The organism is Ruegeria sp. AM1, assembly GCF_056540745.1.
On sequence record NZ_JBQFXH010000001.1, the window covers coordinates 128400 to 150441 of the forward strand.

23 protein-coding genes are annotated in these 22042 nt (G+C 58.7%); 12 read left to right on the forward strand and 11 right to left on the reverse strand.

Annotation, left to right across the window (positions count from 1 at the left end; all coding sequences use genetic code 11):
- The first annotated feature begins 1 nt into the window (after nucleotide 1).
- A complete protein-coding gene (locus tag ACR0I7_RS00605; protein ID WP_480507384.1) occupies nucleotides 2-796 on the forward strand; it encodes an extensin-like domain-containing protein in 795 nt (264 codons plus the stop codon).
- Here ACR0I7_RS00605 and ACR0I7_RS00610 read toward each other — a convergent pair.
- A complete protein-coding gene (locus ACR0I7_RS00610) occupies nucleotides 793-1794 on the reverse strand; it encodes a DUF2125 domain-containing protein (protein ID WP_480507386.1) in 1002 nt (333 codons plus the stop codon). The genes ACR0I7_RS00605 and ACR0I7_RS00610 overlap by 4 nt on opposite strands.
- A 68-nt stretch (nucleotides 1795-1862) precedes the next feature.
- On the opposite strand from ACR0I7_RS00610, the gene ACR0I7_RS00615 reads away from it, so the two are divergent.
- From ACR0I7_RS00615 to ACR0I7_RS00625, 3 genes are all read left to right on the forward strand, one after another.
- Nucleotides 1863-2393, forward strand: a complete 531-nt coding sequence (locus ACR0I7_RS00615) for a gamma-glutamylcyclotransferase (protein ID WP_480507388.1) — start codon at nucleotides 1863-1865, stop codon at nucleotides 2391-2393.
- A 70-nt stretch (nucleotides 2394-2463) separates the two neighbouring features.
- A complete protein-coding gene (locus tag ACR0I7_RS00620; RefSeq protein WP_480507390.1) occupies nucleotides 2464-3642 on the forward strand; it encodes a biopolymer transporter ExbB in 1179 nt (392 codons plus the stop codon).
- Between the two features lie 3 nt (nucleotides 3643-3645).
- The gene (locus ACR0I7_RS00625) at nucleotides 3646-5304 is read left to right on the forward strand and encodes a peptidoglycan -binding protein (RefSeq protein ID WP_480507392.1); all 1659 of its coding nucleotides are present in this window, start codon (nucleotides 3646-3648) and stop codon (nucleotides 5302-5304) included.
- Nucleotides 5305-5325: 21 nt separating this feature from the next.
- Here ACR0I7_RS00625 and ACR0I7_RS00630 read toward each other — a convergent pair whose 3' ends face one another.
- From ACR0I7_RS00630 to gloB, 3 genes are all read right to left on the reverse strand, one after another.
- Entirely contained in the window at nucleotides 5326-6216 is an 891-nt protein-coding gene (locus ACR0I7_RS00630) for a YHYH protein (protein ID WP_480507394.1), read from the reverse strand.
- A 188-nt stretch (nucleotides 6217-6404) separates the two neighbouring features.
- Nucleotides 6405-8729: an ATP-dependent Clp protease ATP-binding subunit ClpA gene (clpA, locus tag ACR0I7_RS00635; RefSeq protein ID WP_480507396.1), complete on the reverse strand. Its 2325-nt coding sequence runs from the start codon at nucleotides 8727-8729 to the stop codon at nucleotides 6405-6407.
- Nucleotides 8730-8901: 172 nt separating this feature from the next.
- A complete protein-coding gene (gene gloB, locus ACR0I7_RS00640; RefSeq protein WP_480507397.1) occupies nucleotides 8902-9669 on the reverse strand; it encodes a hydroxyacylglutathione hydrolase in 768 nt (255 codons plus the stop codon).
- A gap of 61 nt (nucleotides 9670-9730) precedes the next feature.
- On the opposite strand from gloB, the gene ACR0I7_RS00645 reads away from it, so the two are divergent.
- The 7 genes from ACR0I7_RS00645 (at nucleotide 9731) to ACR0I7_RS00675 (ending at nucleotide 16096) form a co-directional block, all read left to right on the forward strand.
- Nucleotides 9731-10465: a methyltransferase domain-containing protein gene (locus tag ACR0I7_RS00645; RefSeq protein WP_480507399.1), complete on the forward strand. Its 735-nt coding sequence runs from the start codon at nucleotides 9731-9733 to the stop codon at nucleotides 10463-10465.
- 303 nt (nucleotides 10466-10768) lie between these two features.
- A complete protein-coding gene (locus tag ACR0I7_RS00650) occupies nucleotides 10769-11329 on the forward strand; it encodes a F0F1 ATP synthase subunit delta (RefSeq protein ID WP_480507401.1) in 561 nt (186 codons plus the stop codon).
- Nucleotides 11330-12868, forward strand: coding sequence for a F0F1 ATP synthase subunit alpha (gene atpA / locus ACR0I7_RS00655; RefSeq protein ID WP_480507403.1), 1539 nt, complete (start codon nucleotides 11330-11332; stop codon nucleotides 12866-12868).
- Nucleotides 12869-12880: 12 nt separating this feature from the next.
- Complete coding sequence (locus ACR0I7_RS00660) at nucleotides 12881-13759, forward strand: F0F1 ATP synthase subunit gamma (protein WP_480507405.1); 879 nt, start codon at nucleotides 12881-12883, stop codon at nucleotides 13757-13759.
- A gap of 18 nt (nucleotides 13760-13777) precedes the next feature.
- A complete protein-coding gene (atpD, locus tag ACR0I7_RS00665) occupies nucleotides 13778-15202 on the forward strand; it encodes a F0F1 ATP synthase subunit beta (RefSeq protein ID WP_480507407.1) in 1425 nt (474 codons plus the stop codon).
- A 12-nt stretch (nucleotides 15203-15214) separates the two neighbouring features.
- Nucleotides 15215-15625, forward strand: a complete 411-nt coding sequence (locus ACR0I7_RS00670; RefSeq protein ID WP_480507409.1) for a F0F1 ATP synthase subunit epsilon — start codon at nucleotides 15215-15217, stop codon at nucleotides 15623-15625.
- A 120-nt stretch (nucleotides 15626-15745) separates the two neighbouring features.
- Entirely contained in the window at nucleotides 15746-16096 is a 351-nt protein-coding gene (locus ACR0I7_RS00675; protein ID WP_480507411.1) for an H-type lectin domain-containing protein, read from the forward strand.
- 11 nt (nucleotides 16097-16107) lie between these two features.
- Here ACR0I7_RS00675 and rpiB read toward each other — a convergent pair whose 3' ends face one another.
- On the reverse strand, nucleotides 16108-16548 hold the full coding sequence (gene rpiB / locus ACR0I7_RS00680) for a ribose 5-phosphate isomerase B (protein WP_480507413.1): 441 nt from the start codon (nucleotides 16546-16548) through the stop codon (nucleotides 16108-16110).
- A 57-nt stretch (nucleotides 16549-16605) separates the two neighbouring features.
- Nucleotides 16606-17625, reverse strand: a complete 1020-nt coding sequence (locus ACR0I7_RS00685; protein WP_480507415.1) for a ribose-phosphate pyrophosphokinase — start codon at nucleotides 17623-17625, stop codon at nucleotides 16606-16608.
- 109 nt (nucleotides 17626-17734) lie between these two features.
- Between ACR0I7_RS00685 and ACR0I7_RS00690 the strand changes: the two genes are divergently transcribed.
- Nucleotides 17735-18337, forward strand: coding sequence for a DsbA family protein (locus ACR0I7_RS00690; protein ID WP_480507417.1), 603 nt, complete (start codon nucleotides 17735-17737; stop codon nucleotides 18335-18337).
- Between the two features lie 41 nt (nucleotides 18338-18378).
- On the opposite strand, the gene ACR0I7_RS00695 is transcribed toward ACR0I7_RS00690, so the two are convergent.
- From ACR0I7_RS00695 to ACR0I7_RS00715, 5 genes are all read right to left on the reverse strand, one after another.
- Nucleotides 18379-19413 (reverse strand): threonine aldolase family protein, encoded by a 1035-nt coding sequence (locus ACR0I7_RS00695; RefSeq protein ID WP_480507419.1) that lies wholly within the window; start codon nucleotides 19411-19413, stop codon nucleotides 18379-18381.
- Complete coding sequence (locus tag ACR0I7_RS00700; RefSeq protein ID WP_480507421.1) at nucleotides 19413-19886, reverse strand: YcgN family cysteine cluster protein; 474 nt, start codon at nucleotides 19884-19886, stop codon at nucleotides 19413-19415. Before ACR0I7_RS00700 ends, ACR0I7_RS00695 begins: the two co-directional genes overlap by 1 nt.
- Entirely contained in the window at nucleotides 19883-20815 is a 933-nt protein-coding gene (locus ACR0I7_RS00705; protein WP_480507423.1) for a bifunctional riboflavin kinase/FAD synthetase, read from the reverse strand. Before ACR0I7_RS00705 ends, ACR0I7_RS00700 begins: the two co-directional genes overlap by 4 nt.
- Before the next feature lie 87 nt (nucleotides 20816-20902).
- A complete protein-coding gene (locus ACR0I7_RS00710) occupies nucleotides 20903-21394 on the reverse strand; it encodes a ClbS/DfsB family four-helix bundle protein (RefSeq protein ID WP_480507425.1) in 492 nt (163 codons plus the stop codon).
- Between the two features lie 136 nt (nucleotides 21395-21530).
- Nucleotides 21531-21974: a MaoC family dehydratase gene (locus ACR0I7_RS00715; protein WP_480507427.1), complete on the reverse strand. Its 444-nt coding sequence runs from the start codon at nucleotides 21972-21974 to the stop codon at nucleotides 21531-21533.
- Between the last annotated feature and the right edge of the window lie 68 nt (nucleotides 21975-22042).

The following is a 22042-nucleotide window of genomic DNA, read 5'->3' on the forward strand; positions in this document are numbered from 1 at the left end:
GATGCCGCCGGAATCTTCGCTGATCCCCATGCCGCGCCCCGATGCAGGGCCCGCCGCTGCCAAGGCCATGCCTGCTATGTTTTTGGTCAGCGCCGCGCCGATTGCCGCCATACCAAAACTGCAGCCGAAGCTGCGGCCCGATTCTCCGCAACTGCTGGCAGCCGCCGCACGCCCGGCAGACCTGCCGCTTCTTGGTCCCGACATCTCGCTCAAACCTTATATGCGTCCTGAGTCACTGGAGCAGCAGGTGCTGTTTAAGAAACGCAGACTGCGGAAAGGCTCGGTCTGTGGGGATATTGCCATCCAGGGTAAACCCGTTGGTCGCGTCTCAAGCAAGGTCAGCGCTTGTGGTGTCAAAGATGCGGTGCAGATAACGTCGGTTTCAGGTGTGCTGCTCAGCCGCCCGGCGACCATGGATTGCGGCACTGCGATTGCCTTGAACCAATGGGTCGACAAAACGGTCAAGCCCACCTTCAAGCGGCGCGGCCCGGTGGTCGAACTGCAAGTCGCCGCCCACTATGCTTGCCGCACGCGGAACAACCGCAAGGGCGCGCGTATCTCCGAGCATGGCAAAGGGCGGGCCATTGATATCTCAGGCTTCAAACTGGCGGACGGAGAGGTTGTCACCGTCCTGAACGGTTGGCGCAAAAACCCCTCGCAAAAGCAGCTAGTCAAGGTGTGGCGCGGTGCTTGCGGCCCGTTTGGGACGGTGCTGGGCCCGAATTCCGACCGCTATCACCGCGACCATTTCCATCTGGATACCGCCCGCTATCGCACCGGGCCTTACTGCCGTTAACGCAGGATCAACCGTGGCGCAGGACCCAGTGGCAAGGGGCCAAGCGCGACAAACCCGTCGCGGAAATTCAGCTGCAAATCCAACGCGTTGGGGTTGCCGCCAAGACCGGCCAGCAGGTTCAGCGCGCGGGTCACCGGATCGACGGCCTGATCGGGCAGGGCGCCCGCCGCATTGGCCATCGCAATCATATCCCGCCAGTTCTCGGCTTTGATGGCGATTTCTCCGATCGGGATACCCTGCGGGTCGACCTCCAGCTCTCCTGCTGCGAAAAGGCGCAGCTCGCCCCATTTGATTTCTGCCAGTTTCAGATCGATGGCAACGGGTTGCGGGCGGCGTTGTTCCAGCGCGCTCCGATCCCAGGGTTTGTCGAACGCAACCGTCATATCCAGATCCAGCGTCTCAAAGGCCTGCGGCAGCGATGCGGCCGAGCGCATCAATCGGCGTAATTCTTCACCCGGCGCAAACGCGTCCGCAGTTGCGGTGATGGAATAAACCTCAGGCGTTTCGCTTTGGTTCATGATCAGGCCCAGCGTGTTGCCCGCCGCCGAAACCTCACCCTCTTCCGCGATGGTCCAGGGGCCAGCCGTCAGCGCCATGCGTTCCAGCTCAAGCGCGACGCCCGGGCGCAGGTGCAACTCGGCCTGCAGATCAGCGGCTTCAATCGTTGCGGTCTGGTCGAAATAGGACAGGCGCTGTGGAGTGCCAGCAAAACGCAGGACCTGTCGCCCTGGCCAGATTGCGGGGCTTTGGAAGGCGATCCAATCCGCGCTCCAGGCGGTGCCGTTGACCGGGTCGGCCAGGGCAGGATTGTCCAACCGGGTCACGTGATGCATCGGATAGCCGGATGTGCTGACCTGCGAGAAATCGGCCTGCCAGCCCAGTTCCTGCTGCTTGTCGAACCATCCGGTTACGGCGCTGCGCAGGCCAAAGCCTGCAACGAACCAGTAGGCGCTCCAGACGAGGGTTAAAAAAATCAGAACTCGTATCAGACGGCGCATGAGAAAATGGCCCTTTTTCCTGCCTCGGAATTGATGTTTATAGACCCAAAAGGGCAAGGACCAGTGCAATGACGATGTGGGTTTTCGGATATGGATCGCTGCTGTGGAATCCGGGATTTCCGGTGGCACGCAGCGAACGCGCGACCTTGCGGGGCTATGCCCGATCCTTTTGCATGAGTTCGATCCACCATCGCGGGACAGAAGAGAAACCGGGCCTTGTGCTGGCGCTGGACGAACAGGACGAGGCTGAATGCAGCGGTCTGGCCCTTGCCGTCGAAGCCGGACATGAGGAGCGCACGCTGGATGAACTGCGCGAGCGAGAGCTGATTTCGTCCGCCTATGTCGAAAAAATGCTGGATGTGACTTTTGAGAGCGGCCCGGTCGTAAATGCTGTGACTTATGTGATTGATCCGCATCATGTGCAGTATTGTGGTGGTATGCCCTTGGAAGAACAGGCAAATATCATCGCGCATGCGGTTGGCGGGCGTGGCCCGAATACCGAATACCTGTATAATACCACCGAACATCTGACCGAGATCGGGCTGCACGATCCCGATCTTGAGTGGTTGTCGCAACGGGTGCGTAAACTTACCGCATAAACCCTTGGCCTCGCCGGTGGAATTTCGATAAGTTTGCTTAATAAGAGCAGGCAAACCGGGAACGACGCGCATGGCGCAGGTACAACAGGGCGTGAGACCTCATTTCTCGCAACCGATCCGTCAGATTTTGATGATGCTGATCGCAATCGGCTTGTCGGGCTTTGGAGTCTTTATGGCCTTGCCCTATGTGTTGCCGGTTTTTTATGCCAACCCCTATCTGAATGGATTCATCCTGCTGGTCTTTGTGATCGGTCTGTTTGCCTGTTTTTATCAGGTGACACAGCTGATCGGATCGGTGCGCTGGATCGAAGCTTTTGTTGGCGGGGTCGAGCGGGATGACACCAGCACCCCGCAATTGCTGACCCCGCTGGCGTCGCTTTTGCGGTCGCGCGGTGCGCGCTCTCAGATCAGTTCAACTTCGACCCGGTCGATTCTGGATTCGGTGGCCGAACGGATCGAGGAAGAGCGGGAGATCACCCGCTATATCACCAACGTCCTGATTTATCTGGGCCTTTTGGGTACATTCTTTGGCCTCGCCACAACCGTTCCGGCGATCGTTGACACTATCCGCAGCCTGAACCCGCAAGAGGGTGAAGAAGGGCTTGCCGTCTTCAACCGCCTCATGACGGGACTTGAGGCGCAGTTGCAAGGCATGGGCGTTGCCTTCGGATCGTCTCTGCTGGGGTTGGCAGGGTCGTTGATTGTTGGCCTGCTCGAGCTGTTTGCGGGGCATGGACAGAACCGTTTCTATCGCGAACTAGAGGAATGGTTGTCCACCATTACGCGCGTTGGCTTTGCAGGCAGCGACGAAGGCGGTGCTGAACTGGCTGTGTTGACACCGGTTCTGGATGCCATGTCGGAACAGATGGACGCGCTGCAAGAGATGTTTTCCGCGCAGGAAACCGAGCGGGCAGATGTCTCGGCAAAGCTCGGCAAGTTGGTCACTGTGATCGGCGATATGAATCAGCGTCAGGCTGACAGCGAGGGCGTCACCGCAGCGCTTGAGCGGATTGCGCTGGGGCAGGAGGCGCTGGTCGACCACATGCGCGAGTTTGGCGCAGGCGAAGGGATCGACGCCGAAAGCCGGATGCGCCTGCGCTCGATGGATGTTCAGTTGCTGCGTATTCTCGAAGAGATCTCGGCCGGGCGACAGGACAGCATGAATGAGCTGCGCAAGGATTTCGAACTTCTGGTCAAGGCGTTGACTCTGCCGCAGGGCACCGTGCGGACGGCGCCGAAGGGAGAGTAACTGATGGCCCTGTCCAGACGCACCGGTCAACGGTTCCAAGGGTCGGTCTGGCCCGGCTTCGTGGACGCGATGACGGGTCTTCTGATGGTGCTGACCTTTGTGCTGACCATCTTCATGGTGGTGCAGTTTGTGTTGCGCGAAACCATCTCGGGGCAGGAAGATGAGCTGACGGCGCTGTCAGATGAAGTTGCTGCTCTCGCCGGGGCATTGGGGCTGGAAGAACGCGAAAACAGCCGCCTGCAGGCGCGTCTGGGCGCGCTGAACACCACGTTGACGCAGGCCGAAGATGATCTTTCGCAAGCACAGGCGCTGATCTCTTCTCTGACCTCGGAACGCGATGAACAAGCTGCGGCTCTGGACGCGGCGCAGACCCAGATCACGGATTTTGAACTGCAGGTTGCGGCGTTGCTTGTCGATCAGGAACGTGCGCGGGGCAGTATCGCGGCGCTTGAGGCGCAGCGAGAAGAGCTGTTGAGCGACCAGGATGCGCTGAACCTCGCGCTGGCGGAAAGCCTGGGTGAGATTGAAGCGGGTGCAGCCCGGATTGGCGAACTGGAAAAACAGCTGAGCATCGAGGAGGCGGCGCGGCTGGCCGAAGCCGCCGCGGTCGAGAATCTGCGAGATCGTCTCAAAGATGCGGATACCGAGCTGACCGCGATGACACTGGCGCTGGAAGCGCAGCGCAAAGAGGCCGAAGAAACGCTGACGCTGCTGGCGGCGGCACAGGCCGCGCAGGCGGAGCTGGAGCGGCAGTTCGGCGCGTTGAACAACGAAGACCTTAGGGCCCGGCTGGATGCGGCTCTCGCCGCGCAAAGTGAGGCGCAGCAGCAGGCAGATACCGCCAGAACGCAAGCGCAGGAGCGCGAGGCGTTGCTGGCAGTTGCGCGTGAAACGATTGCGGCAGAAAAGGCGATATCGGCCAAAGCACAGCGCCAGACCGCCTTGCTGAACCAGCAGATGTCTGCCCTACGCAACCAATTGGGATCGTTGCAGGCGCTGCTGGATGACTATCAGGATCGCAATGCGGCAGCTGAGGTGCAGATTCAGACACTCGGTCAGGACCTGAATGCGGCCCTTGCCCGGGCAGCCTCGGAAGAGCGGCGCCGTCGTTTGCTGGAAGAGGCCGAGCGTATTCGGCTTGAGGCTGAGGCCGAAACACTTGCGGGACAGAACCAGGAACTGACGGCGCAGGCAGAGGATCTGCAGCGCTATCGCTCTGAGTTTTTTGGGCGGTTGCGTGATGTTCTGGGGGATCAGGAAGGCGTCCGCATTGAAGGCGATCGGTTTGTGTTTTCATCTGAAGTTCTGTTTGATACGGGATCGGCCGTGCTCTCGTCTGAGGGCAGGCAAGAGGTGGCGAAAGTTGCCGAAATCCTGCGCAGCATCGCCGCGGAAATCCCTGAAGGTATCAATTGGGTGATCCGGGTGGACGGGCATACCGACAACATCCCGCTGGGCGGCACAGGACGGTATCGCGACAACTGGGAGCTCAGTCAGGGTCGCGCCCTGTCGGTGGTTCGATACATGGTCGATGCGCTGGGCATTCCTCCCAACCGGCTGGCCGCGAACGGGTTCGGTGAGTTTCAGCCTGTGAACACCGAAAATACCCCCGTTGCACGCGCCCAGAATCGGCGGATCGAGTTGAAGCTGACCGAAAGGTAAGCCCGCTGGTCATGGCCTCAGCTATCGCCGTCCGAACCTGAAACTGTCATCCGGACTGCCGGCGAAACATCTTGGGACGACAGGATATTCATCCGTCAGGAAATAGGCATAGGTGCCCGATGGGTACTCAGCCGAGACAGTGAAAGCGCCGTTGCATGCGTCCAGAGTGCCAAGCCCTTCGACATAGACGTAGTCCTCGTTGAACGTGCCGTCATAGCGCCCGTCAGGGGCTGCGCCCCCCGGTCGGCTTCCGGATCTTAATTGATAGGACGACGTCATCGGCACCACCTGCCCATCGATGGTTCCGGTCCGGGCATAGATCGGGAAACCGTCTGCTGCGTATCCGATCAGGGGCGAGTGCTGATCGGGCGACCACCCCAGCACTTCGATCAAACCCGTCGGCACGCCGTGATAGTGGTATTTTCCGTTCGGCTGCACATGCGCGTAATTCTCGTCAAGACCAAGAGAGATCGCGCCGCCCAACGCATTGTAGGACCAGCCGGATCGTGGGTCGCCGTGCCAGAATTCCGCGGCCAGCGGGTCAAAAACCACTCCGCTCAGGGAAACGCCAAAATTCCATCCCATGGCCAGAGGTGTTTGCGAGGCATTCATGATCGGGTCGGACGGAACGTTCAGTTTCACGCGTTGCTGCGAAATCTCATGCGGATTGCCGCGATTTGGGAACTTGCCCACAAGGTGATCGGGAATGCCATTGCCCGAAATGCGAACCGATGAACGGGTTTCTCGGATGTCCGACCGACTGGTGCCCGGATCGACCACCGCCGGCTCAAGGTTCAGCGAATGAGATTTTGTTTCATCGTGATAACGAAACCGGTGCTGTGCCGATGCAATGACGGCGGCTGCCGAACAGACAAATGCGATGCTCCAGAATATCGTGGTCTTTTGCTTCATACCGACGTCGCCTTTCTTAATTCATATAAAGGTTCAACGCACGGCGATGACATTTCCGTCGGAGAAAGTCCGGCATCATCAGGATTCTTTTCCTGCGGTCGGCGTCGGGACCAAATCGCGCATCGTCAAAACAGAAAGCGCCCGGTCAGTTTCCTGACCGAGCGCGAGCATGAACTGTCTTGCGTTGATCAGTCGGCAGTCAGCAAAGGTGGCTTGTCGCCCGGAATTCTGGGCTGGTCCGGCCCGAGGATTTCCAGATCCAGTTCCCCCTTCTTCACCGAGACGCGCACTACGCCGCCTTTGGCCAGTTTGCCGAACAGCAACTCCTCGGCCAGAGGTTTCTTGATGTGCTCCTGAATGACGCGGCCCAGTGGGCGGGCGCCCATCTTGTCATCATAACCCTTGTCCGCCAGCCACTCGGCCGCTTTGCGGGTCAGATCAATGGTCACGCCGCGATCCAGCAACTGCGCTTCAAGCTGCAGTACGAATTTCTCGACAACCTGCAGTATGACCTCTTTAGGCAGAGGTGCGAATGAGATCACAGCGTCCAGACGGTTACGGAATTCAGGTGTGAACATACGCTCAATCGCGGCTGTGTCTTCACCCTCGCGGCGATCACGGGCAAAGCCGATGGCGGCCTTTGCCTGTTCCTGCGCGCCCGCATTCGAGGTCATGATCAGCACGACATTGCGGAAATTCACCGTGCGGCCGTTGTGATCGGTCAACTCACCGTGGTCCATCACCTGCAGCAGGATGTTGAACACGTCGGGGTGCGCTTTTTCGATCTCGTCCAGCAGCAGTACACAATGCGGATGTTGATCCACGCCGTCGGTCAGCAAACCACCCTGGTCAAACCCGACATAGCCCGGAGGCGCGCCGATCAGACGGGATACCGCATGTTTCTCCATGTATTCCGACATGTCGAAGCGCAGCAGTTCCACTCCCAAGGTATCGGCCAGCTGTTTTGCCACTTCGGTCTTACCTACACCAGTCGGACCGGCAAACAGATAGTTTCCGATGGGTTTTTCAGGTTCGCGCAGACCGGCACGGGCCAGTTTGATGGCGCTCGACAACGCATCAATGGCTTCATCCTGACCAAACACCACCCGTTTCAGCGAGGCTTCGAGGTCCTTCAGAACTTCGGCATCGTCCTTGGTCACGTTTTTGGGCGGTATACGCGCGATCTTGGCGACAACGGCCTCGATCTCTTTGACACCGATGGTTTTGCGCCGCTTGCTTTCGGCCAGCAGATGTTGTGCGGCACCGGCCTCATCGATCACATCGATGGCTTTGTCGGGCAGCTTGCGATCATTGATATAACGCGCTGCCAGTTCCACAGCCGTCTTAATCGCGTCGGCTGTGTATTTGATCGAGTGATGTTCTTCGAAATAAGGCTTCAGACCACGCAGGATTTTCACGCTGTCCTCAACCGATGGCTCGCTCACGTCGATTTTCTGGAACCGACGGCTCAGCGCGCGGTCCTTTTCGAAATGCTGACGGAACTCTTTGTATGTGGTCGAGCCCATGGTGCGCAGCTTGCCCCCCTGCAGCGCAGGTTTCAGCAGGTTTGACGCATCCATTGCACCGCCCGACGTGGCGCCTGCACCGATCACCGTGTGAATCTCGTCGATGAACAGCACCGCGTCCGGGTGATCCTCCAATTCGGTTACAACCGCCTTAAGCCGTTCCTCAAAATCACCGCGATAGCGAGTGCCAGCCAGCAGTGCGCCCATATCGAGCGAGTAGATGGTGGTCTCAGAAAGAACATCTGGCGCTTCGCCCTGTACGATCTTATGGGCCAACCCTTCGGCGATGGCGGTTTTGCCGACGCCCGGATCGCCCACCAGCAGCGGGTTGTTTTTGCGGCGGCGGCACAGCACCTGAATGCAGCGCTCGACCTCGGCTGCGCGCCCGATCAGAGGATCAACATCGCCCGCGCGCGATTTGGCGTTCAGATCGACGCAGTATTTACCCAGCGCGCTTTCCTTCTGGTCCGCCTCATCTGCGGTGGATTGCGCCTCGTCTTCAACCTGATCAGCGCCGGTTACGGGGCGGTTTTCGCCAAAGGCAGGGTCCTTGGCTACGCCATGGGCGATGAAGTTCACCGCATCATAGCGCGTCATATCCTGTTCCTGCAGGAAATAGGCCGCATTGCTTTCGCGTTCCGCGAAGATGGCGACCAGCACGTTGGCTCCGGTCACTTCGGTCCGACCGGAACTTTGGACGTGGATTGCGGCGCGCTGTATCACACGTTGGAAAGCGGCCGTGGGAACCGCTTCTGATCCGTCGATATCCGTGACGAGATTTGACAAATCCTCGTCAATGAACTCGACCAGAGTGCTGCGGAGTTCATCCAGGTCGACGCTGCACGCCTTCATCACGCGGATCGCATCCGGTTCTTCCAGCAGCGCCAGCAACAGATGTTCCAGCGTTGCAAATTCGTGGCGCCGTTCATTCGCAACCGCCAGGGCCGCGTGGATGGCTTGTTCTAAAGTGCTCGAGAATGAAGGCACGCGGGTGCTCCTCTGTCTTGGGTCGGAAGGGGCAGGCGTCGGCCGGATCCCCATCCCAACCATGTCCTCATACTATTAGAGTTTGGTTGATCGTGGCCCGGCTTCAAGGGTTTTCTTTCACTTGACAGTCACATTTCACGTGACCGTGGCCCTGAAGGGTGCTTTTTTAGGCCTAAAACCGATCTTTTCGGTTGCGAATTTCCGTGAACACGGTTGCGGCATCGGCCCCTTGCATCCCCAGATTGGTCAGAATCGCTGGATCGGATGCGCGCAAAAACGGATTTGTCGCCTTTTCGAGGGCCAGAGACGAAGGGACGGTCGGCTCGCCGGCAGCGCGCGCGCGGTCGATGTCGACAATCCGGTCCCGGAGGGCCTGATTGTTCGGGTCGATGGTGATCGCAAATTTTGCATTCGACTGGGTATATTCATGCCCCGAGCAGACCGTCGTGTCCTCGGGCAGGGCGGCCAGCTTGCTGAGCGAGGCCCACATCTGCGGCCCGTCGCCTTCGAACAGCCGCCCGCATCCCAGCGCCATCAGGCTATCGGCGGTGAATACAGTGCTGCTTTGAGGCATGTAATAGGCGACATGTCCCTGCGTGTGGCCGGATACGTCCAAAACCTGGACGGGTTCGCCGCCAATGTCGAACGTATCGCCCTCGGCAACCTGCAAATCCAGCGGTGGCAACCGGTGCGCACCCGCAGCCGCGCCGACAACCCGCGCCGGGTGCTGCGCGAGAATGCCAGGCAGGCCATCCACGTGATCCCAGTGGTGATGCGTCAACAGTATGTCGCTAAGCCGCCAGCCGCGCTGTGCCAGCTCTGCCAGAATGGGGCCGGCTTCGGGCGCGTCGATCAGGGCCGTATCGCCGCTGGTCGCGTCGTGGGCAAGAAAAGCATAGTTATCGCTGAGGCACGGGATGGTTACGATCTCAAGAGGCATGGCCTTTTGCCCTTTCGTTGCTAGACTGCGCCCAGCTAAGCTGATTGACCGGGTGTCCGCAATGCATCTTGATGTGCAGGATCTGAGAAATTTCTATTATCGCAGCACGTTGGGTCGTGCGGCGCAAGCGGCCATTCGCGGACGACTGACCGAACTATGGCCTGAGGCCAAGGGGCAGACCGTGGCCGGATTCGGTTTTGCCGTTCCTCTGCTGCGCCCATATCTGACGGATGCGCGCCGCGTGATTGGCCTGATGCCCGCCCCTCAGGGGGTCATGCCTTGGCCTGCCGGTATGCCCAATGTCTCGGTCCTGACGGAAGAGACGCTTTGGCCGATTGAAACCGGGCATGTTGATAAACTGGTCGTGATGCACGGTCTTGAAACCTCTGAAAGGCCCAGTCAGTTGCTGGATGAATGCTGGCGGGTTCTGGGCCCCGGGGGCAAGGCGATGTTCGTTGTGCCCAATCGAGCGGGGCTCTGGTCACGGTCTGATCGTACGCCATTTGGCTTTGGCCATCCGTATTCCGCAACGCAGTTGGAAAAACAGCTTAAAGCGCATCATTTTGTTCCCGAACATCACTGTTCGGCCCTCTATATGCCGCCTTCGTTTCGCCGGTTCTGGCTCAAATCTGGCAGCCTGCTTGAAAAGACGGGACAGCGCGTTCCGACGGTCATGGCAGGCGGAGTATTGATGGTTGAGGCCAGCAAGCTTGTCCGGCCACCCAGCGGGCATGTCACCAAAGATGCCGTCAGACGCCCGATCAAGGCGCTGGATGGTCTCCTAAAGCCAGCATGAGGAGATGGGGCCGTTTGCATAGGCAAATATGCGGGAAAAAGGTCACAGGAATCGCAAAAAGCTGCAAGTTGGTAACATTTTTCAACCCACCTGATCGCTAAAATAGCCGCACCCTTAACTAAGTGCATGAAATCACGTGTTTTGTGGATAAATCCGCTACGGTGATAATATATTGCTAGCTGGGTTCGGCTCTGCTACATCCCCGGTGATTTTGATCCCCGGCCTTTTGGGCGGGGTTTCTTCACGCCCCCGGGGTAGCTGCCGCAACGCGAATTCGGGGCCCAAAATATCGGAAGGGTGGACGTGTCCGAACCAGCTTCGATTTCCACTGGCATCGCCGAGCGCTATGCCACAGCGATTTTCGAGATCGCAAAAGAGAATAATGACCTCGCAGGTCTGGAAACCGGCATCAATGATCTGGCAGCAGCACTGGGTGACAGCGCCGACTTGCGCGACCTGATCGCCTCGCCTTTGGTTTCCCGCGCCGACCAGGAAGGCGCAATCACAGCAATCGCTGCGAAAATGGGTTTGAACACCATTTTGGGCAACACGCTTGGCCTGATGGCGCAGAAACGTCGTCTGTTTGTTGTGCCGCAACTGGTGCAGGTTCTGCGCGACATGCTGGCGGATGAGCGTGGCGAAGTGACCGCGGATGTCGCCTCGGCCAAGGCGCTGACCAAGACTCAGATGGATAAACTGTCCAAGACGCTGTCCGAGCGCGTGGGCAAGACCGTGACAATCAATGCGACCGTTGATGAGAGCCTCATCGGCGGTCTTGTCGTTAAAGTGGGCTCGAAAATGATCGACAGTTCGATCCGTTCGAAGCTGAACTCCCTACAGAATGCAATGAAAGAGGTCGGATAAATGGGAATCCAAGCTGCAGAGATTTCTGCAATCCTGAAGGACCAGATCAAGAATTTTGGTCAGGAAGCCGAAGTGGCCGAGATCGGCCGCGTGCTGAGCGTCGGTGACGGGATTGCCCGTGTATACGGCCTGGACAACGTGCAAGCGGGCGAAATGGTCGAATTCCCCGGCGGCATCATGGGCATGGCCCTGAACTTGGAAAGCGACAACGTCGGTGTCGTTATCTTCGGTTCCGACCGTGACATTAAAGAAGGTGACACTGTTAAGCGCACCAACTCAATCGTGGACGTTCCGATTGGCGACGAACTGCTGGGCCGCGTTGTGGACGGTCTGGGCAACCCGCTGGACGGCAAGGGCCCAATCAATGCCTCCAAGCGTGGCGTTGCAGACGTCAAAGCCCCGGGCATCATCCCGCGTAAGTCGGTGCATGAGCCGATGGCAACCGGCCTGAAATCGGTTGACGCGATGATCCCGATTGGCCGTGGCCAGCGTGAGCTCATCATTGGTGACCGTCAGACCGGTAAAACCGCTGTAGCCCTGGACACCATCCTGAACCAGAAAAACTACAACGACGCGGCAGGCGACGACGAGTCGAAGAAACTGTACTGCGTCTACGTTGCGGTTGGTCAGAAGCGTTCGACCGTTGCGCAGTTGGTGAAGAAACTGGAAGAATCCGGCGCGATTGAATACTCGATCGTTGTTGCCGCAACCGCGTCCGACCCGGCTCCGATGCAGTTCCTGGCGCCTTACGCTGCGACCGCGATGGCCGAATACTTCCGCGACAATGGCCGCCACGCGCTGATCATCTATGATGACCTGTCGAAACAGGCCGTTTCGTATCGTCAGATGTCCCTGCTGCTGCGTCGTCCGCCCGGACGTGAAGCTTACCCGGGTGACGTTTTCTACCTCCACTCGCGTCTGTTGGAACGTTCGGCGAAGCTGAACGAAGACTTCGGTGCAGGCTCGTTGACCGCTCTGCCGGTTATCGAAACGCAGGGTGGTGACGTTTCGGCGTTTATTCCGACCAACGTGATCTCGATCACCGACGGTCAAATCTTCCTGGAAACCGAATTGTTCTATCAAGGTATCCGTCCTGCTGTGAACACCGGTCTGTCGGTTTCGCGTGTGGGCTCGTCAGCTCAGACCAACGCCATGCGCTCGGTTGCCGGTCCGGTGAAACTGGAACTGGCGCAGTACCGCGAAATGGCGGCCTTTGCTCAGTTCGGCTCGGACCTTGACGCATCGACCCAGCAGCTGCTGAACCGTGGTGCGCGTCTGACCGAGCTGATGAAACAGCCGCAGTACTCGCCGCTGACTAACGCGGAAATCGTCTGCGTCATCTTCGCCGGTACCAACGGTTACCTCGACAAGATCGACGTATCTGAGGTTGGCCGCTACGAAGCTGGTCTGCTGGCGCACCTGCGCGGCAAGCACGCTGAACTGCTGAAGTGGATCACCGACGAAGATCCGAAGATCAAAGGTGAAGCAGCAGACAAGCTTAAGGCAGCGATCGACGAATACGCCGCGACCTTCGCTTGATAGGGGGTTCCGATGCCTAGTCTGAAGGACCTTAAAAACAGGATCGAGTCGGTCAAATCGACCCGCAAGATCACCAAGGCCATGCAGATGGTCGCGGCCGCAAAACTGCGCCGCGCCCAGGAATCTGCCGAAGCCTCGCGCCCTTATGCCGAACGGTTCAATGCCGTGATGGCGGGGCTGGCGGCGTCGGTCGGGGGCAGCGACAGCGCCCCCAAGCTGCTCCGTGGTACGGGCAGTGATGATGTCCATCTGCTGGTTGTTATGACAGCTGAACGCGGCCTCTGCGGCGGCTTCAACTCGAACATCGCCAAGCTGGCCCGTCAAAAGGCGGACGAGCTGCGCGGCAAAGGCAAAACGGTCAAAGTTCTGACCGTTGGCAAAAAAGGCCGCGACGCGCTCAAGCGTGATTTTGGCGATCTGTTTGTCGGACATATCGACCTGAGCGAGATCAAGCGCATTGGTTATGCCAACGCACAAGATATCGCCAAGGACGTACTGTCCCGCTTTGACGGGGGTGAGTTCGACGTTGCCACGATCTTCTATTCGAAGTTCGTCAACGTTGTAACGCAAATCCCGACGGCGCAGCAGGTCATTCCCGCCTCGTTCGAAAACGAAGCGGCGGGTGACGACAGCGGTGCCATTTTCGACTACGAGCCCAGCGAAGAGGCCATCCTGGCCGACCTGCTGCCTAAGGGGGTTGCGACTGCGATCTTCTCGGCTCTGCTCGAAAACGGAGCGTCTGAACAGGGTGCGCGGATGTCCGCGATGGACAACGCGACACGCAACGCGGGTGAGATGATCGACAAGCTGACGATCCAGTTCAACCGCTCGCGTCAGGCCGTGATCACCAACGAGCTGATTGAAATTATTTCCGGCGCCGAAGCGCTGTAAGAAAACCGGAGACGAAACATGGCGAATGCAAAAGGCAAAGTCACACAGATCATCGGGGCCGTCGTCGACGTGCAGTTCGAAGATCAGTTGCCTGAAATTCTGAACGCGCTGGAAACCACCAACAACGGCAAGCGCCTCGTGTTGGAAGTTGCTCAGCACCTGGGTGAAAACACCGTCCGCACCATCGCGATGGACGCTACCGAAGGTCTGGTCCGTGGTGAAACCGTAACCGACACCGGCGCACCGATCTCGGTTCCGGTTGGTAACGCAACTCTGGGCCGCATCCTGAACGTGGTCGGCGAGCCGATCGACGAAAAAGGTCCGGTTGAAGCAACTGAAGCCCGCGCGATCCACCAGCCCGCACCCGAGTTCGACGAACAGTCGACCGAGTCGGAAATCCTGGTCACCGGCATCAAGGTTGTTGACCTGCTGGCGCCCTACGCCAAAGGTGGTAAAATTGGTCTCTTCGGCGGCGCCGGCGTTGGTAAAACCGTTCTGATCATGGAGCTGATCAACAACATCGCAAAAGTACACTCGGGCTTCTCGGTGTTCGCGGGTGTTGGTGAACGGACCCGTGAAGGGAACGACCTGTACCACGAGATGATCGAATCGAACGTTATTAAGCCGGACAACCTGTCGGAAAGCCAAGTTGCGCTGGTTTACGGTCAGATGAACGAACCTCCGGGTGCGCGTGCGCGTGTTGCTCTGACAGGTCTGACCCTGGCCGAGCAGTTCCGCGACCAGTCCGGTACCGACGTTCTGTTCTTCGTCGACAACATCTTCCGCTTCACGCAGGCGGGTTCCGAGGTTTCGGCTCTGCTGGGTCGTATTCCTTCGGCGGTTGGCTACCAGCCGACACTGGCGACCGACATGGGCGCTCTGCAGGAACGCATCACCTCGACCAAGTCGGGCTCGATCACCTCGGTGCAGGCCATCTATGTTCCTGCGGACGACCTGACCGACCCCGCGCCGGCAACATCGTTTGCGCACTTGGACGCGACCACCGTTCTTAACCGTGCGATCTCGGAAAAGGGTATTTACCCTGCGGTTGACCCGCTCGACTCGTCGTCGCGCCTGCTCGATCCGGCCATCGTTGGTGAAGAGCATTACGGCGTTGCGACCGACGTTCAGCAGATCCTCCAGCGCTACAAGTCGCTGCAGGACATCATCGCCATCCTCGGCATGGACGAACTGTCGGAAGAAGACAAACTGACCGTTGCCCGTGCCCGTAAGATCGAGCGCTTCCTGTCGCAGCCGTTTGACGTGGCCGAAGTCTTCACCGGTTCGCCGGGCGTTCAGGTTCCTCTGGACGTGACCATCGCATCGTTCAAAGCTGTTGTGGCCGGCGAATACGATCACCTGCCCGAAGCGGCCTTCCTGATGGTTGGCGGCATCGATGAAGTGATCGCCAAAGCGGAGAAGATGGCCGCAGAAGCCGCCTAAGGAGTATCCCTGATGGCAAACACAATGCAATTCGACCTCGTCAGCCCCGAGCGGAGCCTTGCTTCGCTTGAGGCCTCTGCGGTCCAGATTCCCGGCGCGGACGGGGACATGACGGCGATGCCCGATCATGCCCCCACCATCACCACGCTGCGCCCCGGCCTGCTGAAGGTTGAAGCCCCCGAAGGAGCCAGCGAATACCTGGTCACCGGCGGGTTTGCCCAGATCAACGGCGATAGCCTGTCAGTGCTGGCCGAAAAGGCGATCCCGGTTTCCGAAGTGACCCGGTCGCATCTGGACGACCTGATCACTGAGGCGCGCGCGTCGCACGAGGCAGCCAAGGCTGGCGATGATCAAACCATCATCGACGACGCTGCCAAGCTGCTGGCCGACATGGAAGCCTTAGGCACGCATATGAGCCTGTAACGCCTCATAAGCAGGATAAAATTTACGAAACGGCTCCGCTTCGACGGAGCCGTTTTTTTTGTGGTGCTTTTGACCAAAGGTCAAGGTAAGCTGCGGGAATTCAAGAATAACGATGACAGAATGAAGAAATTTCAGACCCACCCCATCGGCATAGATCAGGGCGAAGAAGTGCTGTTTTCGGAATTTGCCGAAGGCGGTGAGATGTGGACCGGCGAGGGCGCCCGCGAACGCCGCGCAGCCATTCAATTCAGCGAACCCTTTCGCGCACCGCCCGTTGTTCAGATCGGTGTGTCGCTCTGGGATGTCGACACCTCATCCGCATTGCGGGCCGAGGTACAGGCCGAAGAGATCACGGCGATCGGTTTTAATGCCGTCTTCCGCACTTGGTCCGACACCCGCATCGCCCGTATCCGCGTGACGTGGACCGCGATCGGTGAGATCGCGCATGAAGATGATTGGGATATAAGCTGACCCCTGCTGGTCTATGCCTCAATCATGTCCACGCGCGTTGTGTGTCGGCCCCCTTCGAACTCGGTCGACAAAAACGCATCTACAATATCCAGCGCCGTGCCTTGGCCAACAACACGCGCACCAATGGACAACATGTTTGCATTATTGTGCTGGCGGATCATCCGAGCTGAAAAGCTGTCTGAACAAACCCCACAGCGGATGCCGGGGACTTTGTTTGCGGCCATCATGATCCCCTGTCCGGTGCCACACAGAATAATCCCGAGCGTGCAATCACCCGAGGTTACGGCCTGTGCAGCCGCTTGACCATGCAAGGGGTAATGCGTGCTTTCAGGGCTGGTCGGCCCAATATCCACGACCTCCCAGCCTTGGTCGGTAATGTGCGCGGCGATGATCTGCCGCAACTCGATGGCGGCGTGATCGCTGGACAGAACAACACGTTTCGAGCTTGTCATCTTGGGACCTGCTTTCTTGTGCACAAAAGGGCGACTGTTGCCAACCGCCCCGTTCGATCAATCCATGTGATAGAGCGACTCGTAGATCGGCGTCAGCGTCTTGTCTTCGAACAGGGACGAAACGCTTGTGCCGTTCCAGATGTTCAGGATCGCCTGCGTAAAGATCGGCGCGGTCGGCACGATGCGGATGTTCGCGGCTTCGGTAATCTCAGGCGTCGGTTGGATCGTGTCCGACAACACCAGCGATTTCATGACCGAATTGGTCACACGCTCGACCGCCGGGCCGCTCATTACACCGTGCGTGATGTATGAATGCACTTCTTTGGCCCCGTTATCGATCAGCACCTGCGCTGCCTTGCACAGTGTTCCTGCGGTGTCGCAAATGTCATCTACAATCAGACAGATCTTGTCGGTCACATTGCCGATCACGGTCATTTCTGCGACTTCCCCAGCCTTTTCGCGGCGCTTGTCGACGATCGACAGCGGTGCGTTGATCCGCTTTGCCAACTCACGGGCCCGGGCAACGCCGCCCACATCGGGGGACACAACCATTAACTCATCCATGCGGTCTTTGAATTGGTTTTTAACGTCCAGTGCAAAGATCGGCGAGGCATAAAGGTTGTCCACCGGCATATCGAAAAAGCCCTGAATCTGCGCTGCATGCAGGTCCATAGTCAGGATACGTTCGATCCCTGCGCCGGTCAGCATATTGGCCACCAGCTTGGCGCTGATCGGTGTGCGGGCCTTGGTGCGGCGGTCCTGGCGAGCATAGCCGAAATAGGGGATCACTGCGGTGATCCGGTCAGCGGATGACCGGCGGAGCGCATCGGCGATAATCAGCAGTTCCATCAGGTTATCGTTGGCCGGGTTCGAGGTCGGCTGGATAATGAACATATCCTCACCGCGGACATTTTCGAACACTTCGACGAATATCTCGCCGTCATTGAACCTTTCGACCCGTGCATCGACCAGACCCTGATCGACGCCGCGATGCAGGCTCATGCGGCGTGCGATGGTTTCGGCTAAAGGAAGATTGGCGTTCCCAGCGATAAGCTTGGGTTCGTGAAGTGTCGGCATCGGCTGATTTTCCCCGGGCAGCAATGGCAAATGTGACAGATTCGTGATGTTGACACCGCTTAGCATGGCCTTACCGTTCCGCAAAGATAACGCAGCGGAGAAAATACACATGGCCGACATTGACTACTTTTTTGCGACACTGTCGCCTTATTCCTATCTTGCTGGCACGCGTCTGGAGCAGGTTGCGGCAAAACACGGCGCGACCATTGCATATAAGCCGATGGACATCGTTGCCCTGTTCGGCCGAACCGGAGGGACGCCGCCGAAAGACCGGCATGTGTCGCGCATCGAATACCGGGCGCAAGAGCTGCAGCGTCAGTCCCAGAATCTGGGTATAGACTTCAACCTGCAACCGGCGCACTGGCCCACCAACGCTGCACCTTCCTCTTATGCGATCATCGCCGCAATTCGCGACGGATCAGGGGATGTGGGCGCGCTCTGCCACGCGATCCTGCGCGCCTGCTGGGCCGAGGATAAAGACATCGCGCAGGATGATGTGATCCGTGCATGCCTGACACAGGCGGGGTTTGATCCCGATCTGGCCGACAGCGGCCTGCTGGTCGGTGCCGAAACCTATGCGGCTAATCTGGAAGAGGCCGTGGACCGCGGTGTCTTTGGTGCGCCGTTCTATATCACTCAGGATGGGCAGCGGTTCTGGGGTCAGGATCGGCTGGACGACCTTGACCGCCATTTGGCTGCTCTAAAAGGGTAAGGGCACACTGTCTGCCGCGACGGGGCAGTGTCCCCGTCGGATCACAGCAATTCCAAGAATGCGTCGATCTGATCGGCAGTGATGGACCAATCACACACCAGTCTGCAGGCCAGCATCTCGTCTTCGTCGGCCCCCTCCAGCTCGCAGCCCCACAGGTGATACGCAGTGCCCGCGTCGTGCAGGCGGCGATGGGTGCTGCGCGGGAAACTGGCAAAGACCATATTCGCCTGTGGTTCATGCAGGAAGTCGGCCTCGGCGGCCCGCAGCCCGTCAACCAACCGCGCGCAGTTTGCATTCGCCTGACGCGCTGATGTCAGCCACAGATCATCCCGCAGATAGGCCGCCATCTGGGCCGACAGATAGCGATGTTTGGAAAACAGATGCGCGCCGCGTTTGCGCCGCAGCTCGAATTCCCGCGCTTTGTCTGCATCAAAGAGGATCACCGCCTCGACCCCCATCAGGCCGTTTTTGGTGCCGCCGAAACTCACCGCGTCGACACCTGCTTTCCAGGTCATTTCAGCGGGCGAGCAATTCAGCGCCACCAGCGCATTGGTAAAGCGTGCGCCGTCCAGATGGACGGGCAGGCCAAACTTTTTAGCGACAGCGCAGAGGGCCTCCAGCTCGGCCAGTGTATAGACCGAGCCCCGTTCGGTGACCTGCGTGATCGACACCGGCCCGCGTTGGGGGCCATGCACGCCGCGTGTCTCTTCGGTAAGGATCGCACCGCGCAGCGCCTCGGCGCTCATTTTATCGCCGCCCGGCACTAGCGTCAGTTTGGTGCCGCTGTAAAACTCTGGCGCGTTGCATTCATCTTCGTGGATATGGGCAACCGGCGAGCAGAAGACCGTGTCCCAGGGTTGCGCCAATGTCGCCAGCGCCAATGAGTTTGCCGCCGTTCCTGTCGCCACCAGATAGACCGCCGCCTCTGGCGCTTCAAAGATGTCTTGAATGCGCGTGCGCACCTCATCCATCAGGTCATCAGCCCCATAGGCCATCTGATACCCCTGATTAGCCTCAGCCAGCGCGGCCAGAACCTCAGGATGAACCGGCCCGGAATTGTCAGAGGCGAAATGCATCAGATAGGCTCCTCGATTATATGGTCTTCCCACTCTTCCAATGGGGTTTCAAATTCCGAGACGGTTCGCCCCTGAACCGACACGCCCGCCGCATGGACGCTGTCGGGCGTACCAGACAGCAACGGGTGCCAGTCGTAAAGAGGTTTGCCCTCCCAGAGCAGCCGATAGGCGCAGGTCTGCGGCAGCCAATAGGCGTGCTGGTCAATATTGTCGGGCGTCATCACGATGCATTCGGGTACGAACTGATGCCGAATGTCGTATTGGGTGCAGCGGCAGCTCTCATCATCCAGCAGACGGCATGCCACGCAAGTCAGCGCTACCTCACCGCTGTCTTCATCTTCCAGCTTGTTCAGGCAGCATTTGCCACAGCCGTCGCACAGTGCCTCCCACTCGCGGTTGTTCAGCTTGCGCAGCGGTTTGCGTTCCCAGAAACGCGTCGGCAATCCCGCCCGTTCAATCGGATCCGTGGTCATAGCGCCGCCAAAAGCGCGCGCGCCTGATCGCAATCCGCATCCATCTGGGCAATCAGCGCATCCAACCCGTCAAAGGTCAGCTCCGGACGCAGATATTCGACCAGCCCGACCGACAGCGTCGCCCCATACAGGTCGCCCGAAAAGTCGAACAGGAAGGTTTCGATATTGGGCACCTCGCCATTGAACATTGGGCGTGTACCTACTGATGCCGCGCCGCAATAGCTGCCTTGATGCAGGCCATCCAGAACATCGACCAGCACCGCATAGACGCCGAATTTCGGCGGGTGTAGCCCTTCGATCGACATATTGGCCGTGGGAAAGCCCAATTCGCGCCCGCGCTGTTCACCGCCCACAACTTCGCCTTCGATACGGTGCCAGTGCCCCAGCATTGCTGCCGCATCACGAGGTCGGCCGTCGCTCAGCGCGGTGCGGATCGCGGTGGACGACACGATATTCTCGGACCGGGCCATCAGGGGCGCAATCGTGACCCCAAAGCCCATCTCGCGGCCAAATCGTGCCATGTCCTGCGCAGTGCCGCTGCGGCTTTTGCCGAAACAGAAATCAGCGCCGACCACGATATGGGCCAGCCCTAGTCCATCGCAGATGACGTTTTGCGCAAACTCTTCCGGCGTCAGCCCCGCCAATGCTGCGTTGAAGGGCAGCTCATAGAGCTTCCGGACCCCCAGCTTTTCCAGCCGATGTGCCCGCGCATTGCGTTGCATCAGGCGAAAGGGAGGGGCGTCGGGTGCAAAGTACTCGCGTGGATGCGGCTCAAAGGTCAGCACGCCAAGTGGCGCATCCGGTGCTGCATTGCGGGCCAGATCGATGACTGACTGATGTCCAAGATGCACACCGTCGAAATTACCGATCGCAACGCTGGCGCCTCGGTTCTCTGGCTCGACAAACTGGAAGTCCCGGATGATCTGCATGCAGAGTGCCTAGCGGGACAACGGGGCAGGTTCAAGCGTCTGATTTATGTAGGGTGCCCGCTCTGGCACCCCGCAACTGCAATCGCCCTACATCGCCCGCAGTCGGGCGCGAATGTATTTGGCTGCCGACCGAAAATGGCTCGGGCCTGCGGCTTCGGCCCAGCGCCCAGTGGTCCAGTCATTGCGCGCGCCATTCATGGGGCCACCATACAAGGCGTCTTGTGGCAGTGATTGAATGAAGTCGGTCAGCTTTGCGTATCGATCCTGCACAGCCTCCACGGCTTCTTCCCAGCCCAGATCTTTCTGTCTTTCGCGTAGCTCAGCGTTATAGCGTTTTAGCTCGTTCCACTTATAGCCCTTGGCAGGAAAATGAACCTCAACACCGGCCTGACCATCCGCATACCACCCCAGAAACAGATCGATCCAATGGGCGCGGTGGGCGATGACATCCTTGATCGTAACCGCGTCCTCATCTGGCACCATGGCCTGCTCAGCGGATATGCCAGAGATCAGCTTTTCAAGCTTGCGGAATTCCTTGTCGCTGATGTCGAGCAGTTTGTCTTTGTTGGTCGCAGCCATCTCTTGTCACACATGCAATTCAGCTAAATACCGAATTTCAGCATGTGCGCCGACGGCTGCGCTGCCCATGATCCATATCAAATGAGCAAGGCCGAAAAGAGCCTGCTCATTTGTGCGATGGAATGCGGTCAGGGGATTAGTCGAATTTACGGGACGGCGCCAGCACCATTGCTTCGCCGATCAACACCTTCTTGCCGCCAACCGCGCAGTGGCAATCCAGCTTTACGCGACGTTTGGCAAAGTCGATATCGATCACCTTAACCTCGGCATAGACCATGTCGCCGGGACGCACAGGCGCCAGAAACTTGAGTGACTGGCCCATATACACCGTGCCGTGGCCCGGAAGCTGTTCACCGATAACGGCCGAGATCAGGCCAGCGGTCAGCATGCCATGGGCGATACGGCCTTCAAAGATCGTGTCGCGGGCATAGTCATCGTCCAGATGAACCGGGTTCCTGTCGGTCGACACCTGGGCAAACATTTCGATATCTTCATCGGTCACCACTTTGCGCAGGTGCCGTGTCATACCCATTTCGATGTCTTCGATACAGATTGTTCCGCGCGGAAGATTGTCCAACATGGTGCCCTCACTCAGTGCTGGTCATGAAACAAAAAATCACCCATGACCTCAGGTTGGTAACTTTATTA

Coding starts and splice junctions, on each gene's coding strand:
- ACR0I7_RS00705 (WP_480507423.1), bottom strand. CDS start 20,815: ATGCAGATCATCCGGGACTTCCAGTTTGTCGAGCCAGAGAACCGAGGC.
- ACR0I7_RS00625 (WP_480507392.1), top strand. CDS start 3,646: ATGGCCCTGTCCAGACGCACCGGTCAACGGTTCCAAGGGTCGGTCTGG.
- ACR0I7_RS00695 (WP_480507419.1), bottom strand. CDS start 19,413: ATGCATTTCGCCTCTGACAATTCCGGGCCGGTTCATCCTGAGGTTCTG.
- ACR0I7_RS00700 (WP_480507421.1), bottom strand. CDS start 19,886: ATGACCACGGATCCGATTGAACGGGCGGGATTGCCGACGCGTTTCTGG.
- atpD (WP_480507407.1), top strand. CDS start 13,778: ATGGCGAATGCAAAAGGCAAAGTCACACAGATCATCGGGGCCGTCGTC.
- ACR0I7_RS00615 (WP_480507388.1), top strand. CDS start 1,863: ATGACGATGTGGGTTTTCGGATATGGATCGCTGCTGTGGAATCCGGGA.
- ACR0I7_RS00675 (WP_480507411.1), top strand. CDS start 15,746: ATGAAGAAATTTCAGACCCACCCCATCGGCATAGATCAGGGCGAAGAA.
- ACR0I7_RS00660 (WP_480507405.1), top strand. CDS start 12,881: ATGCCTAGTCTGAAGGACCTTAAAAACAGGATCGAGTCGGTCAAATCG.
- ACR0I7_RS00630 (WP_480507394.1), bottom strand. CDS start 6,216: ATGAAGCAAAAGACCACGATATTCTGGAGCATCGCATTTGTCTGTTCG.
- ACR0I7_RS00715 (WP_480507427.1), bottom strand. CDS start 21,974: ATGTTGGACAATCTTCCGCGCGGAACAATCTGTATCGAAGACATCGAA.
- ACR0I7_RS00605 (WP_480507384.1), top strand. CDS start 2: ATGCCGCCGGAATCTTCGCTGATCCCCATGCCGCGCCCCGATGCAGGG.
- ACR0I7_RS00620 (WP_480507390.1), top strand. CDS start 2,464: ATGGCGCAGGTACAACAGGGCGTGAGACCTCATTTCTCGCAACCGATC.
- gloB (WP_480507397.1), bottom strand. CDS start 9,669: ATGCCTCTTGAGATCGTAACCATCCCGTGCCTCAGCGATAACTATGCT.
- ACR0I7_RS00710 (WP_480507425.1), bottom strand. CDS start 21,394: ATGGCTGCGACCAACAAAGACAAACTGCTCGACATCAGCGACAAGGAA.
- ACR0I7_RS00685 (WP_480507415.1), bottom strand. CDS start 17,625: ATGCCGACACTTCACGAACCCAAGCTTATCGCTGGGAACGCCAATCTT.
- ACR0I7_RS00645 (WP_480507399.1), top strand. CDS start 9,731: ATGCATCTTGATGTGCAGGATCTGAGAAATTTCTATTATCGCAGCACG.
- atpA (WP_480507403.1), top strand. CDS start 11,330: ATGGGAATCCAAGCTGCAGAGATTTCTGCAATCCTGAAGGACCAGATC.
- ACR0I7_RS00670 (WP_480507409.1), top strand. CDS start 15,215: ATGGCAAACACAATGCAATTCGACCTCGTCAGCCCCGAGCGGAGCCTT.
- rpiB (WP_480507413.1), bottom strand. CDS start 16,548: ATGACAAGCTCGAAACGTGTTGTTCTGTCCAGCGATCACGCCGCCATC.
- ACR0I7_RS00690 (WP_480507417.1), top strand. CDS start 17,735: ATGGCCGACATTGACTACTTTTTTGCGACACTGTCGCCTTATTCCTAT.
- ACR0I7_RS00610 (WP_480507386.1), bottom strand. CDS start 1,794: ATGCGCCGTCTGATACGAGTTCTGATTTTTTTAACCCTCGTCTGGAGC.